This window comes from Mesorhizobium koreense, assembly GCF_031656215.1.
In the GTDB taxonomy this organism is placed as follows: domain Bacteria; phylum Pseudomonadota; class Alphaproteobacteria; order Rhizobiales; family Rhizobiaceae; genus Mesorhizobium_L; species Mesorhizobium_L koreense.
Genome location: NZ_CP134228.1, coordinates 4,390,006 through 4,403,284, shown reverse-complemented (window position 1 = coordinate 4,403,284; position 13,279 = coordinate 4,390,006). Strand labels below are relative to the sequence as shown.

Below are 13,279 nucleotides of genomic sequence, written 5' to 3'. Positions count from 1 at the left end.
CTTGTCACTCTCGCCCTCGGAAATGGGCCCTTAACTTAGGTCAGCCTTACCGATGAGCCCAGCCCTACGGAGAGCAAGGAGAACGGCCATGACCACGAACCGGACCGCAAGCCAAAAACAGTGGCTCGGCGCTGGCTTTGTGCGAGGCGCGAGCCGGTGGCTATGCCTCGCCGCCAGCCCGACCTTCGCACTCATGGCACTGGTCACGGCTGTTTCCGAGGGGCACGAAATGGGCTGCATTATGGGGCAGTCGCCGCTTGCAGGGATGGTGCCGATGTATCTCCTGATGAGCGCCTTCCATCTGGCGCCGTGGCTTAGGCTGGCATCCGGCAGCTTTAGGCCTACCGGTTGATCGCTCCATCGCGAGGCAACTACAGGGCTCGACATCTACTTCATCAAGAACATATAGTGAACAAAAGTATATGGAGTTTGCGACGTGGCCGGACAGCTTTCGTTGGCCTTCGAAGCAGCGACCGTGCGGGTTCAGGACTATTTCGCACTGCGGCCGGCTCTCACTGCCGCGTATTCATTTGTGGAGTTCGCGGAAGGGTGCCGCCGGTCATACGGACTTTCGGAATCTGCCTACGGCCCTCATCGCTTGCATGTCTCGTTGAATACGGTCATGTCGCGTCGAGGCCCCCGCAAGGGCGATCTCGAAGCGGCGTTGCGTGCGGCGGAGCGCGTAAGGTTTTCACCTTTTCCGCTGGCTTTCGGCAGTCTCCGCACTTTCCGGGTTCGCCGCGACAAACAACCAACGGTGTTATGTTGTTGTGCCGGCGCAGGGGAGTTGGCCGCGCTTCGCGATGCACTGCGTCATGCATTGACAATGGAAGGGCTCTGGCGCGGCCCGGCCGGTTTCGAGCCGCATGTGACACTGATATGGGACCGCCGAAGCGTTCCGCCGTCGCAACTCGACGAGCCGATCGGCTGGATGGCCGAGGATTTCGTCCTTCTGCGCACCATTTGGGGTGAAGGCAGGCAAGTGGAAATCGGACGCTGGCCGCTCCGCGCGTAGTACCCACCCGTTGCGCCGCACCGGCAAATCGGCAATAGACCGCGCATCGAAACAAAACGTCGGAAGGCGAAACGCGCATGCCGGAGACACCCCTGCCGGGAGACATCCGCCGCTCTCTGGCCATTTCGCTGCTGCGCGCGCGCGAGGCGGTGATGGGGCGGTTCCGGCCGATGCTTGCGCGCCACGATGTCACCGAGCAGCAATGGCGGGTCCTGCGCGTCCTCGGCGAGGGAGCCCCGTGCGATGCCTCGGAACTGGCCGACCGCGCCTGCATCCTGGCTCCCAGCCTGACGCGCATCATCAAGGCGCTCGAGGAGCGGGAGATGATCACGCGGGAGAAGCATGGCCGCGATGGAAGAAGGGTGCGCCTTGCGATCGCGCCGAAAGGGCTGGCGCTCATCCGCGAAGTCGCGCCGGAAAGCCGTGCCATCTATGCCGAACTTGAGAAGCTTTACGGCGTGGAAAAGATCGAGCGGCTTCTCGGTCTGCTGAACGAACTGGCCGATCTGCGGGACGAAAGCTGACGAGCTTTCAGCCTCGCGACGCGCTCATGCGAAACGGCAGGTCACCGTCCCGTGCGGCCCGTAGTCGGCTACGATGGCGCTGCCGGGCGTCGCCTCGATCGGCCGGATGAAAGAACCGGCAAGCACGATTTCTCCCGCCTCGATGCTCTCGCCATAGGCGGACAGCCGGTCGGCGAGCCAGGCAACGCCGAGCGCCGGATGGTTGAGCACGCCGGCGCCCAGTCCGGTCTCCTCCACCACGCCGTTGCGCATGACGATCGCCCCCATCCAGCGCAAATCTGTACTTTCCGGACAGATCGCCTGTCCGCCAAGGACGATCCCCGCGTTTGCGGCGTTGTCGGCGATCGTATCGACGATCATGCGCGCCTTCTTCGTCTCCGGATCGAGGCGCAGTATGCGCGTATCGAGGATTTCCAGTGCGGGCGTGACATGGTCGGTCGCCTTCAGCACGTCCGGCACGCTGATGCCCGGCCCCTTCAGTGGGGCCTTCATGATAAAGGCGATCTCCGCCTCGATCCGCGGCTGGATGAAGCGGCCGGCGGGCACCGTCGTACCGTCCTCGAAGAGCATGTCGTCCAGAAGCACGCCCGAATCCGGCGTGTCGATGCCGAGCGCCGACTGCATGGCTCTTGAGGTGAGCCCGATCTTCCAGCCGATACGCCTGCGGCCGGCGGCAAGCTTCTTGCCAACCCAGGCCGCCTGTACGGCATAGGCATCGTCCATCGTCATCGAAGGATGCTTGTGCGAGAGGAGGCCGATCTGCTTTCGCGTGCGCTCGGCCTCGTCAAGGGCCTCGGCGGCGTGAGCGATTTCCTCGGCAGTCAGCGTCATTTCTCGTCCTGCACGCGATTGCGCAATATGCCGATTCCCTCGGCTTCCACCTCGACCGTGTCGCCGGGCTTCAGCCAGACCGGCGGGTCGAGCCGTGCGCCGGCGCCGGTCGGCGTGCCGGTGAGGATGATGTCGCCGGGAACGAGTGTCGTGAAAGTCGAGATATAGGCGATGATCTTGCGGAAGGAGAAGATCATGCGGCCGGTGCGATCGCTCTGCCGCGTTTCGCCGTTGACGCGCGTTTCGAGCTTTATGTCGGCAAGCTGCGTCTCGTCGGTGAAGGAAACGAGCCACGGCCCCATCGATCCCGAACGGTCGAAATTCTTGCCTTGCGTCACATTGAACTTGGCGTGCCGCACCCAGTCACGGATCGTGCCTTCATTGGCAAGCGTAAGCGCGGCGATGTAGGCAAGCGCTTCCGCTTCTGGGATACGGCGTCCGCCCTTGCCGATGACGATGGCGACCTCGCCCTCATAGTCGAGTTGCGGCGATTCCGGCGGGCGCATGATCGGCTCCTCGTGGCCGACAAAGGAGCGAGGAAAGCGCACGAAAAGCGAGGGGTTCGGCGGCGCCTCCTTGCCGTCCTTGTATTCGGCGTTGCGGTCCGGATAATTGACCCCGACGCAGATGATCTTTTCGGGCGAGGGGACCGGGATGCGATAGCGTATGTCGGTGACGGCGTAATCAGTTGGGCGCCCCGCCGCTTCCTCGGCGAGCGAGTCAAGCGCGCCTTCGGCAATGACCTCTCGCAAGGTTGGCCATCGTCCGGCGTAGAGCGCGGACAGGTCGATGACACGCTCCCCGTCGATGAGCCCGTAGCGGCTATGGGTCTCATCGCCCTCTACCGTGAAAGTTGCGAAGCGCGGTCTTTCCGTCATGGCCGTCGCCTCACGCCTTGTTGCGTGCCAGTTCGGTGATGACGTCGAACGCCGTGTCGGCGTCTGCCTCGGTCATCTCGAACTGCCCGGCCTGGAAGCGGATCATCACCTTCCCGTCGACGCGGCTCTGGGTGAGATAGATGCGCCCGTCGTCGTTGATGCTACCGACGAGATCGAGATTGTGTTGGTCGAGATCGTCCGTCGCTGTGTGCCGGAACGAGAACAGCGACAACACCGGCTCCGTGACGATCTCGAAATCCGGCTCGGCTTTGAGCCGTTCGGCCAGCCTTTCGCTCCAGGCGACATGGTTGCGGATCATGGCGCGCAGGCCTTCCAGCCCGTGGAAGCGCAACAGGAACCAAAGCTTCAGCGCGCGGAAGCGGCGGCCGAGCGGCACCGACCATTCCGAATAGTTGATGAGGCCGTCATGGCCGTGCGTCTTGAGGAATTCGGGATGGATCGCGAGCGTCCGGACAAGGTCTTCGGGATTGCGGATGAAATGCGCCGAGCAATCGAACTGCGCGCCGAGCCATTTATGGGGGTTGAATACGACCGAGTCGGCCCCCTCTACTCCCACCCACAGATGCCGGAATTCCTCGCAGATCATCGCCGAGCCCGCCCATGCCGCATCCACATGTACGTAGAGACCATTTTCGCGAGCCACCCGAACCACGGCGGAGATGTCATCGCAGGCGCCGACATTGGTGCCGCCCGCGCAGGCGATGATTCCGGCGGGTACATGGCCTGCCTCCCTGTCGCGCGTGATCGCATCGGCCAGCGCGACGGCATCCATCCCGCGATGCCCGCCGGTTGTCGGGATGCGCACCAGATTCTCCTCGCCGATGCCCGAAACCCAGATCGCGCGGTCGATCGAGGTATGCACCTCTTGGGAGGCGTAGATGCGCAGGCGCGGATTGGCGGCCAGCCCTGCCTTGTTGCCCTTCCAGCTGAGCGCGCGCTCGCGCATCACCAGCACGGCCGCGAGCGTGGCGGAAGAGGCCGAATCCTGAATGACGCCGGCAAAGCCAGCGGGCAAGCCGATCGCCTGCCTCAGCCAGTCCAGCACGCGCGTTTCGAGTTCCGTCGCCGCCGGCGAGGTCTGCCAGAGCATGCATTGCGCGGCCATCGCCGTCACCAGATATTCCGCTACGACCGATACGGGCGCGGCATTGGCGGGGAAATAGGCGAAGAAGCGCGGATGCTGCCAATGCGTCATGCCCGGCAGCAGGATCTTCTCGAAATCGGCGAAGATAGCCTCCATCGCCTCGCCCTGTTCGGGCGGCAAGGCGGGAAGCTGCGCCGCGATGGTGCCGGGCGCCGTCTGCGCCCGCACCGGCCGCCCGCGCAAAGATGCGCGGTAGGCGACGCCCCATTCGGCAGCCTTCTTCGACCAGCGTTCGAAATCAAGTTCTTCGGGCATTTTCCTGAATCTCTGGCTTAGGGTGAGCGCCACTCCGTCCGCTGTTTTCACGGCGCGATGATCGGCTGCGCCTTCAAAAGAGGCTCCTGCACCTCCGTGTCAAGGAAGAGGCTGCCTTCCTCGAACCATGAGCGCGGCGCGGGCGCCCCCCACAGTGTCTGCCGCTGCGGGTCTTTCAAATCCCATTTGATCGGCTCCAGGTCTGGATCGACGGTCTGGTAGTCCGAGCAATAGATCTCGATGCGGTGGCCGTCCGGATCGCGGAGATAGAGGAAGAAGGCGTTGGAGATGCCGTGCCGTCCCGGCCCGCGCTCGATATTGGCGAGATAGCCGGTGGTCGACATCAGATCGAGCAGGTCGATGATGTTGAGCGGCGTCGGCACCCAGAAGGCCGCGTGATGAAGCCTCGGCCCCTTTCCGTTGGTGAAGGCCATGTCGTGCACGCCGCCCTTGCGGTGCAGCCACGCCGCCCAGAGCCGCTTGCTCTCATCGTCCTCGGTGTATTCCGTCACGCGGAAACCCATCGCGCTGTAGAACTCGACCGACGCGTCCACGTCCGGCGAGAAGCAGTTGAAATGGTCGATTCGGAGCGGCTTGACGCCGTGATAGAGCGCATATTTCTGGTGGATCGGCGGCAGGCGGTCCATCCTGAAATAGAGTTCGAGCGGCGTGCCGAAATTGTCCCGCGCCCTCAGGGTGCGACCCTGATAGGGCCGCTCCACCCACTCGGCCGGCAATTGCCGCTCCTCGAAATAGTCCTTCGCCCGGTCGAGGTCTTCCTCGCAGTATAGCTTCAGACTGAGCGCGCCGACTGAGGGTTCCTTCCCCTGCCGCAGGACGACGGAGTGGTGGCCACGCTCCTCCATCGCCCTCAGATAGACGGCCTCTCCGTCCTCCGCCGTGACTTGCAGGCCGAGCAGGTCGGCATAGAAGGCGCGGCTCTTCGCCAGATCGGTCACGGTGTAATCGACATGGCTCAGCCGCACGATGTTGAAGGGTGGATAGAGGTTCGGCTTCGGTATCGGCATCGCCTCTCAGCCTCCAAGCTTCGGGATCGCATGCGCGCGCGTGGCGAAGGCGATGTTCTTCGTTTCCATGTAGAAATCGAAGGACCAGTCGCCGCCGTCGCGGCCGACGCCGGAACTTTTGACGCCGCCGAAGGGTGCCGGCAGGTGGCGGACGTTCTCGGAATTGACCCAGATCATCCCAGCCTCAAGCGCGTCGGTGAAGCGCAGCGCCCGCGTCACGTCCGAGGTCCAGACATAGCCGCTCAGGCCGTAGGAAACATCGTTCGCCAGCCGAAGCGCTTCGGCCTCGTCGCGGAACGGAATCGCGGTCAGCACCGGCCCGAAGATCTCTTCCTGCGCGATACGCATGCCGTTATCCGCATTCGTGAAGAGCGTCGGCGCGACGTAGGCGCCACCGCCGGGACCGGCGACCTTGCACCCGCCGGCGGCGATGGTCGCGCCTTCCGCCCGGGCGAGATCGACATAACCCAGCACCTTCCTCTCGTGGTCGGGATGAATAAGCGGCCCGACTACGGTCTCAGGATCGAGGGGGTGACCGATCTTTATGCGCTTGGCCTTTTCGGCCACCAGCGCGGTGAATTCGTCATGGATCGACGTCTCCACCAGCAGGCGCGAGGAGGAGGTGCAGCGCTCGCCGTTCAGCGAATAGATCATGAAGACGGCCGCGTCCGCCGCCCGCTCCAGATCGGCGTCGGCGAAGACCACGACCGGGTTCTTGCCGCCGAGTTCGAAATGCACGCGCTTCAGCGTGTCGGCGCCCTGCTTCATGATGAGCGAGCCGGTCCGGCTCTCGCCGACGAAGCCGATTGCCTTGATGTCGGGATGCTCGGTGAGCGCCTTTCCGGCGTCCTCTCCGAAGCCGTTGACGAGGTTCCACACGCCCTTCGGCAGCCCGGCCTCCTCAGCGATCTCGACCAGCAGACGCGCCGTCAGCGGCGACAGCTCCGCCGGCTTATGGACGATCGTGCAGCCGGCGGCGAGCGCCGGCGCGATCTTCCATGTCGAGAGCATGAAGGGCGTGTTCCACGGCGTGATGATGCCGACCGGGCCGATCGGCACGCGCGTGGTGATATTCATCTGGCCTTCGGTCCGAAGTGCGTTCCCGTCGCGGGCCTCGGGCGCCCGGTCGGCGAAGAAGCGGAAATTCTCCGCGCCCCGCAGCGCCGCTTTCGACATGAAGCGCCAAGCCTGCCCGGTATCCATGCACTCAACCAGCGCGATCTCCTCGGCGCGGGCGACAATGGCGTCGGCTATCCGGTGCAGCAATTTCTTGCGCTCTGCGCCCAGCATCGCCGCCCATTCGGGAAACGCGGCCTTCGCCGCCTTCGCGGCGCGGTTAATATCCGCCGCCTTGCCGTACGCGACGGAGGCAAGCGGCTTCAGATCGATCGGTGAGATCGTCTCGAAGGTCGAGCCGTCGGCAGCCGGCATGGCTTCGCCACCGATCTGGTTCAGAACGCCATTCTCGCGGAAGCGAGCGAGATGGCTTTCCGCCCTGGTGAGGTTTTCCTCTAACGTGGACATCTTTGGCTCCGGTGAGGGTAGAGGGTCGGCTCGGGCCGCGGCTCAGCTATTCCCGCCGGCTCGAAGCCGGGCGTGCATGGCGTTCTTCTTCCACGATAGCTCCGCGTCGATCTCCCGGATTTCCAGCGAAAGGGCGAAATGCGGGCTTTTGAAAAGAGGTGCCAGCACTTCGCTTGCGGTGGCGAAGATCGCCTCACCAACCCGTTTCCTGTCTTCGGTGCCGCGCCCCTTGCCGATGCGGAAAGACATGTCGACAAAGGCATTTTCGGGCAGGAGATCGGCAATCGCGAAATGGCGCGCGGGGAAAGCCCTCACGCGCACCGCGCCGATCTCGAACAGGCCGCTTTCAAGGATCGCTCCATGTACCGCGCGGCAGAGCGCGTCGAGATCGACCTTTTCCTCGAGATTGGCGGAATATTCGATCGTCAGATGCGGCATACCCTCTCCATGATTTGCGGCAGCATATTGATTAACGCGTTAATTATACCGGGCATGCCGCCAAGGCAAATCCTTTTCGAGGATGCTGCCGCAAGCGCGGATTGGCAATCGCGCCGGGGCCGGCCCCGTCACGGTCTACTTTTGGACTATTCAAATCGTGTTGCACCGCGAAAACACGCGGCTATGGTCCGGCGGATGGAATCTCACACGGCTTCTCCCACCCGCTACGCCTTTGCCGGAATGGTCGCCATGGCGGTGGCCATGGGCATCGGCCGCTTCGTCTATACGCCGATCCTGCCCGGCATGATGGAGGGGCTGGGGCTCTCGGCCTCGGATGCCGGCTCGATCGCCTCGGCGAACTATCTCGGCTATCTGGTGGGCGCGATCGCCGCGGCCTTCGGCTGGGCGCATCGGCGCGAGCGGACGATGATGCTGACGGGGCTTGTCGCCAACGCCGTGCTTGCCGCCGCCATGGCTTTCACGACAAGCCTTACCGCCTTCCTGCTAATCCGCTTTGCTGCCGGTGTTGCCAGCGCTTTCGTCCTTGTGTTTTCGGTGACGATCGTCTTCAGCCACCTGGCCGCAGCGGGTCGAAACGACCTTCAAGCGCTGCATTTCGGCGGCGTCGGCCTCGGCATAGCCCTCTCCGCACTCCTCGTCGGCAGCCTGCATATGGCAGGTGCCGGCTGGGCGGCGGGCTGGATCGGCGCGGGCGTTCTTTCGCTTGTCGGCTATCTGCTGGTGGCGCCGCTGATTCGCGAAGGACCGCTTGCCGCCGGCAACGGCAGTCGCGAGCCGCGCCTGCCGCGCAGCACGGCGCTTGCAAAGATAATCGTTGCCTACGGCATTTTCGGCTTCGGCTACATCATCACGGCTACCTTTCTCGTGGCAATCGTCCGACAGGGTGACGGGGGGCCTTTCTTCGAGGCTGTTGTCTGGCTGGTTACAGGCCTTGCCGGCTTCCCTTCCGTCTATCTGTGGCAACCGGTGGCCGCGCGGCTCGGCGGCATGAAGACTTTCGCACTCGGCTGCCTCGTCGAGGGCATCGGCGTAGTGGCGAGCGTGAAACTTGGCGGCTATGCCGGCCCTCTCATCGGCGGCATTCTGCTCGGCGGTACCTTCATCGCGCTGACGACGATCGGCCTCGTGGCGGGGCGCACGCTTGCGGCGCAGTCGCCGCGGCGCGTACTCGCCGTCATGACGGCGTTCTTCGGCACCGGCCAAATCATCGGACCGATCGTCGCTGGCTTCCTCGCTGACCGTACCGGTAGCTTCACCGCCCCCTCGATAGGGGCTGCGGTTGCGCTGCTCATGTGCGCATTAATCGCGCTATCCGTCGGCGATACCGCGGACCCACGCCGCCAACATTAACAAAAGACAATTTGGATGCCGGTGCCGCTGCTGATAGGCATTTGAGCCTCGCACCTGTCGGCTCCGTTTCATTTCCGTCGCAATTGTACTGCAAGCGGATTAGCGGGAACGCGGATTTCCCTCTCTCCAAGGCCCTTCGCTGATGTTCGTCTCCTTTTTCCCGCGTCCGAAGCTGTTCTTGACGACACTGGTCGTATGGAGCCTGGCTGCGGTTCTCTTCTGGTTTCTTGGAGGGCAGGAACTCGGTGGTCTTTTCGGGCTTCCGCCGGCTGCTGCGGATGCGGCGCCGATCATCGGCGTCGGCGTCTTCTGGTCGAAACCATATCTCTGGTTTTACATATATTTTGCGGTGGTGGTGCTGATCTTCTATGGCTTCTGGGCCATTTACGCACCCCATCCCTGGCAGAACTGGTCCATCCTCGGCTCAGCCTTCATCCTCTTCTCCACCAATTTCTCAGTACAGGTGAGTGTTGCGCTCAACGAATGGCGAGGACCGTTCTTCGACATGATCCAACGGGCGCTCACGCCGCCGGCGGGAGCGGTCAAGCCGGCCGATCTGTACCAGGGCATATGGGTGTTTCTGGTGATCGCCTTCGTCTGGATCGGCGTATACGTGGTCACGCGTTTCTTCGTCAGCCACTATATCTTCCGCTGGCGTACTGCGATGAACGGTTTCTACATGTCCCACTGGGAACGGTTGCGTACCATCGAGGGGGCGTCTCAGCGCGTGCAGGAAGACACGATGCGCTTCTCGACATCGGTTGAGGATCTGGGCACGAGCCTGGTCGAGTCCGTCATGACCCTGGTCGCCTTCCTCCCCGTGCTGGCCCAGCTTTCCAGCCATGTGACCGACTTACCGATAGTGGGAAGCATACCTTATCCCTTGGTGATTGCCTCGTTAGCATGGTCGGCGTTCGGCACCGTGTTGCTGGCTGTCGTCGGGGTCAGGCTTCCGGGCCTTGAGTTCCGCAACCAACGGGTCGAGGCGGCCTATCGCAAGGAATTGGTCTATGGCGAGGACGATGCGGATCGGGCGCGTCCACCGACCGTCGCGGAGTTGTTCGCGAACGTGCGGCAGAACTATTTCCGCCTCTATTTCCACTATGCGTATTTCAACGTCGCACGTGCCTTCTATCTGCAGGCGGACAATATCTTCGCCTACGTGATCCTCGTCCCCACCATCGCCGCAGGGAAGATAACGTTCGGCATCCTGCAGCAGATCCTGACCGCCTTCGGACAGGTCAGTTCCTCCTTCCAGTATCTGGTGAATTCCTGGCCCGACATTGTCACGCTGATATCGATCTACAAGCGCCTTCGCGCCTTCGAAGCCACGCTGGAGGGCGAGGCGCTACCGGGCATCGACCTGCGCTATATTCACCGCGCGGCCGACGACCCGGACCCGGCCTGAGTTGGGTTTCAGTTGGCCGGCGCGGGCTGTCCGATATCCTCCGCCTGGATGCGTTGGGCAAGGTCCCGGTAGGAGATGCATTCGACGTCGGGCTTGGTGCAGACATCTGTGGCGAAGCGTTCGAGCGCCCGCCAATAGGCGCCGCCGTTCATCAGGGTGAAATGAAAGCCGATCTGGAGCGGGATGCGCTCGCCGTCATACTGCTGCTGAAAGGCCGCCTGGAAAGCGCTATAGGCGCGCTCCTCATATTCGGCGGCGTGCGCGACATCCTCCTTGCCGTGCGAGTGCCGGACATAGAGATTGTAGTCCATCGCGATGACGCGGCGGTCCGACGGTCCTTCCGGGACGGTGGGTAAGGAAAATTGTACCAGCCCCCCGCGCTCGAACGGCATTTGCGGCCCGCGTGAGACGCCGCTGGCGCTATAGAGAAAGCCGTTTTCCGCAAGCGCCGCGTCGAGGCCCGGGCTTGTCGAAAGATACGGCGCACGGAAGCCGACGATCCCCGAGCGCACGAAATCCCGCCAGCGGGCCGGTTCGTACGGGATATCGTTGACGGTCCACGCGTCGCGGAAGATTTTCCGTACCTCTCCCAGCTCCGCCGACCAGTCCTTGCGGCTCCACTTGGCGGCGTCGAAATGGCCGCACCCATGGCTCGCTATATCGTGGCCTTCGAGCCGGGCCGTCCAGATCTCGCGCAGCCGCCATGCGACGTCCTCTTTCGAGGGCGCGAAGCCGATATTGGAGGCGCCCACCCGATGGCGGGGCGGGTGGTAGAGATCGCGATCCTTCCTCGTCAGCAGGAAGACGCAAGAGACGAAATAGGTGAAGGACGCGCCTGTGCGGCGCGCAAGCGCACGGCTGCGCTCCCATTGAGGAAGGTCGTTCGCGCCGTCGAAGGAGATCGCCACGATCTGGTTGCCCCGCTGCGATGGCTGGGCAAATGCCGGGAAGGCGAAAAGACAGGCAAGAAGGATCGATGCGATACGTGAGGCCAGTGGCATGCGGATGGGCTTCGCGGTCAATGGGCCGCCGCTGGTAGGGACCAAATGTGGCGGCAATGCATCCTTGCCGCCTCGTGCAGGCGTTCCGCGCTCGTTCCGCTGCTCGGTCACCGCTTTTGAATTTCGGGATCAGGACTTGCTCGCGACGATCCTGTCGCGTTCCTCTTCCAGGGACTTCAACTCCTCCTCCTGTTCCGCGATTCGGTCGGCGGCTCGCTCCTCATCGGCTGCTCCGGAACTGCCGGCCGCCTGCTCGGTGAGTTCACGCAAATTTTCCCGAGCGACCGCTATTCGATCCTCGATTTCTGCAAGGGACGGCAGAATTTCGGGCATGCTTTTCTCCTGTGATGCGTCATTGCGACATCTAGCGCGACAGTCGCGATCGGCGAGTGGGACGAGGTTCGCATTCCCAAATCCGGTCCGGACGGTTACGTTGCCCGCCAAACAACGAGGTTGCCATGAGTTTTCTTGTCATCGGCCTGGTCCTTTTCCTCGGTGTGCATTCCGTGCGCATCGCAGCTCCCGCATGGCGGGACAGGCGCATCGCCGCGATGGGGGAGGGGCCATGGAAGGGTCTTTATTCGCTTGTCTCGATCGTCGGCTTCGTACTGCTCGTCTGGGGCTACGGCCTTGCCCGCCCGGAAGCGCCGATCCTTTACGAGCCGCCTTTGTGGATGAAGCACGTCACCGCGCTTCTGATGGTCTTTGCCTTTGTCAGCCTGGCCATCTATGCGGCTCCGGCGGGTCGATTGAAGCCGGTGCTGAAGCACCCGATGTTGGTAGCGATCAAGCTTTGGGCGCTGGCGCATCTGCTCGCGAACGGCGACCTAGCCTCCGTTTTGCTCTTCGGCGCCTTCCTCGTCTGGGCGGTGTTCGACCGCGTATCGGTCAAGCGTCGTGCCGCGCCGATTCCTGCCGCCGGGCCGGTCCTCAACGACGTGATCGCCATCGTCGGCGGACTGATCGTTTATGTCCTGTTCGTCTGGCGGCTGCACGAGTGGCTCTTCGGCGTCATGCCGTTGCAGTAGAGGATGCCGGCCGCTTTTTTGCCGCGCCCCCCTTTCAAGCCGGGGAATTTCGGCTAAAAGGCAGGCCTCATTCTGGTTTTGGGCGCTTTGCGGGGCGGTTTCGGTCCCCTTGCCGCCGGAAAAATGCGGTTGGCTTGGATGGCGGACGACAATTTTATTCGCGAGGTCAATGAAGAGTATCGCCAGGACCAGGCGAAGGCTCTGTTCGACAGATACGGCTTCTGGGCGATCGGCGTTGCGATCATCATCATTCTCGCCGCCGCCGGTTGGCGTGGCTATGATTATTGGCAGTCGAAGCAGGCAGCCGCTTCCGGCGATGCCTTCGCCGCGGCGCTGACCCTTGCCGACCAGGGCAAGACGGACGAAGCGATCAAGGCGCTCGACGATCTGGAGAAGAACGGGCACGGCGCCTACCCGGTCCTGGCACGCATGCGCGTCGCGACCGCGCTTGCCGACAAGAAAGACTACAAGGGGGCCGTGACTGGCTTTGAAGAGGTTGCCGGCGACAAGTCCGTCGCGCAGTCCATTCGCGATATCGCCAACCTCCGCGCGGCTTACCTATTGGTTGATCACGGCAGCTATTCCGACGTCGCCAAGCACGCCGAGGCGCTGACCGACGACACCAACCCGCTGCGCTTTTCGGCGCGCGAGGCGCTCGGCCTCGCCGCCTGGAAAGACGGCAAACCCGCCGATGCCCTGAAGCTCTTCGACGAAATCTCGGGCGACGCCACCGCTCCATCTGGCGCCCGCCAGCGCGCCAATCTGATGGCCGAACTGATCCGCGGTTCCGGCGACGTGAAATAGCGGTGACAT

General features: G+C 63.2%; 15 protein-coding genes. 7 read left to right on the top strand and 8 right to left on the bottom strand.

Features of this window, described 5'->3' with window-relative positions:
• Positions 1-88 precede the first annotated feature (88 nt).
• From RBH77_RS21055 to hpaR, 3 genes are all read left to right on the top strand, one after another.
• Positions 89-352 carry a hypothetical protein gene (locus RBH77_RS21055; RefSeq protein WP_311029517.1) on the top strand — a complete coding sequence of 88 codons (264 nt, stop codon included), beginning with the start codon at positions 89-91 and terminating at the stop codon, positions 350-352.
• A gap of 84 nt (positions 353-436) precedes the next feature.
• Positions 437-1,015, top strand: coding sequence for a 2'-5' RNA ligase family protein (locus RBH77_RS21050; RefSeq protein ID WP_311029516.1), 579 nt, complete (start codon positions 437-439; stop codon positions 1,013-1,015).
• Positions 1,016-1,092: 77 nt separating this feature from the next.
• Positions 1,093-1,539: a homoprotocatechuate degradation operon regulator HpaR gene (gene hpaR / locus RBH77_RS21045; protein ID WP_311029515.1), complete on the top strand. Its 447-nt coding sequence runs from the start codon at positions 1,093-1,095 to the stop codon at positions 1,537-1,539.
• A gap of 24 nt (positions 1,540-1,563) precedes the next feature.
• Here hpaR and hpaH read toward each other — a convergent pair whose 3' ends face one another.
• The 6 genes from hpaH to RBH77_RS21015 are packed head-to-tail and all read right to left on the bottom strand — an operon-like array spanning position 1,564 to position 7,658.
• Complete coding sequence (gene hpaH, locus RBH77_RS21040) at positions 1,564-2,370, bottom strand: 2-oxo-hept-4-ene-1,7-dioate hydratase (RefSeq protein ID WP_311029514.1); 807 nt, start codon at positions 2,368-2,370, stop codon at positions 1,564-1,566.
• Positions 2,367-3,248, bottom strand: a complete 882-nt coding sequence (locus tag RBH77_RS21035; protein WP_311029513.1) for a fumarylacetoacetate hydrolase family protein — start codon at positions 3,246-3,248, stop codon at positions 2,367-2,369. Before RBH77_RS21035 ends, hpaH begins: the two co-directional genes overlap by 4 nt.
• Before the next feature lie 10 nt (positions 3,249-3,258).
• Positions 3,259-4,668 carry a pyridoxal phosphate-dependent decarboxylase family protein gene (locus RBH77_RS21030; protein WP_311029512.1) on the bottom strand — a complete coding sequence of 470 codons (1,410 nt, stop codon included), beginning with the start codon at positions 4,666-4,668 and terminating at the stop codon, positions 3,259-3,261.
• Positions 4,669-4,715: 47 nt separating this feature from the next.
• Positions 4,716-5,696 carry a 3,4-dihydroxyphenylacetate 2,3-dioxygenase gene (gene hpaD / locus RBH77_RS21025; protein WP_311029511.1) on the bottom strand — a complete coding sequence of 327 codons (981 nt, stop codon included), beginning with the start codon at positions 5,694-5,696 and terminating at the stop codon, positions 4,716-4,718.
• Positions 5,697-5,702: 6 nt separating this feature from the next.
• The gene (gene hpaE, locus RBH77_RS21020; protein WP_311029510.1) at positions 5,703-7,220 is read right to left on the bottom strand and encodes a 5-carboxymethyl-2-hydroxymuconate semialdehyde dehydrogenase; all 1,518 of its coding nucleotides are present in this window, start codon (positions 7,218-7,220) and stop codon (positions 5,703-5,705) included.
• A gap of 42 nt (positions 7,221-7,262) precedes the next feature.
• Positions 7,263-7,658, bottom strand: coding sequence for a 5-carboxymethyl-2-hydroxymuconate Delta-isomerase (locus RBH77_RS21015; RefSeq protein ID WP_311029509.1), 396 nt, complete (start codon positions 7,656-7,658; stop codon positions 7,263-7,265).
• Positions 7,659-7,853: 195 nt separating this feature from the next.
• On the opposite strand from RBH77_RS21015, the gene RBH77_RS21010 reads away from it, so the two are divergent.
• Both RBH77_RS21010 and sbmA read left to right on the top strand, forming a co-directional pair.
• Positions 7,854-9,029, top strand: a complete 1,176-nt coding sequence (locus tag RBH77_RS21010; RefSeq protein ID WP_311029508.1) for a YbfB/YjiJ family MFS transporter — start codon at positions 7,854-7,856, stop codon at positions 9,027-9,029.
• A gap of 142 nt (positions 9,030-9,171) precedes the next feature.
• Positions 9,172-10,437, top strand: coding sequence for a peptide antibiotic transporter SbmA (sbmA, locus tag RBH77_RS21005; protein ID WP_311029507.1), 1,266 nt, complete (start codon positions 9,172-9,174; stop codon positions 10,435-10,437).
• Positions 10,438-10,445: 8 nt separating this feature from the next.
• Here sbmA and RBH77_RS21000 read toward each other — a convergent pair whose 3' ends face one another.
• Both RBH77_RS21000 and RBH77_RS20995 read right to left on the bottom strand, forming a co-directional pair.
• The gene (locus RBH77_RS21000; RefSeq protein ID WP_371832891.1) at positions 10,446-11,444 is read right to left on the bottom strand and encodes a polysaccharide deacetylase family protein; all 999 of its coding nucleotides are present in this window, start codon (positions 11,442-11,444) and stop codon (positions 10,446-10,448) included.
• Between the two features lie 123 nt (positions 11,445-11,567).
• Complete coding sequence (locus RBH77_RS20995; protein WP_311029505.1) at positions 11,568-11,771, bottom strand: hypothetical protein; 204 nt, start codon at positions 11,769-11,771, stop codon at positions 11,568-11,570.
• Between the two features lie 125 nt (positions 11,772-11,896).
• On the opposite strand from RBH77_RS20995, the gene RBH77_RS20990 reads away from it, so the two are divergent.
• Positions 11,897-12,466, top strand: coding sequence for an NnrU family protein (locus RBH77_RS20990; RefSeq protein ID WP_311029504.1), 570 nt, complete (start codon positions 11,897-11,899; stop codon positions 12,464-12,466).
• Between the two features lie 138 nt (positions 12,467-12,604).
• A complete protein-coding gene (locus RBH77_RS20985; protein ID WP_311032635.1) occupies positions 12,605-13,270 on the top strand; it encodes a tetratricopeptide repeat protein in 666 nt (221 codons plus the stop codon).
• Positions 13,271-13,279 lie beyond the last annotated feature (9 nt).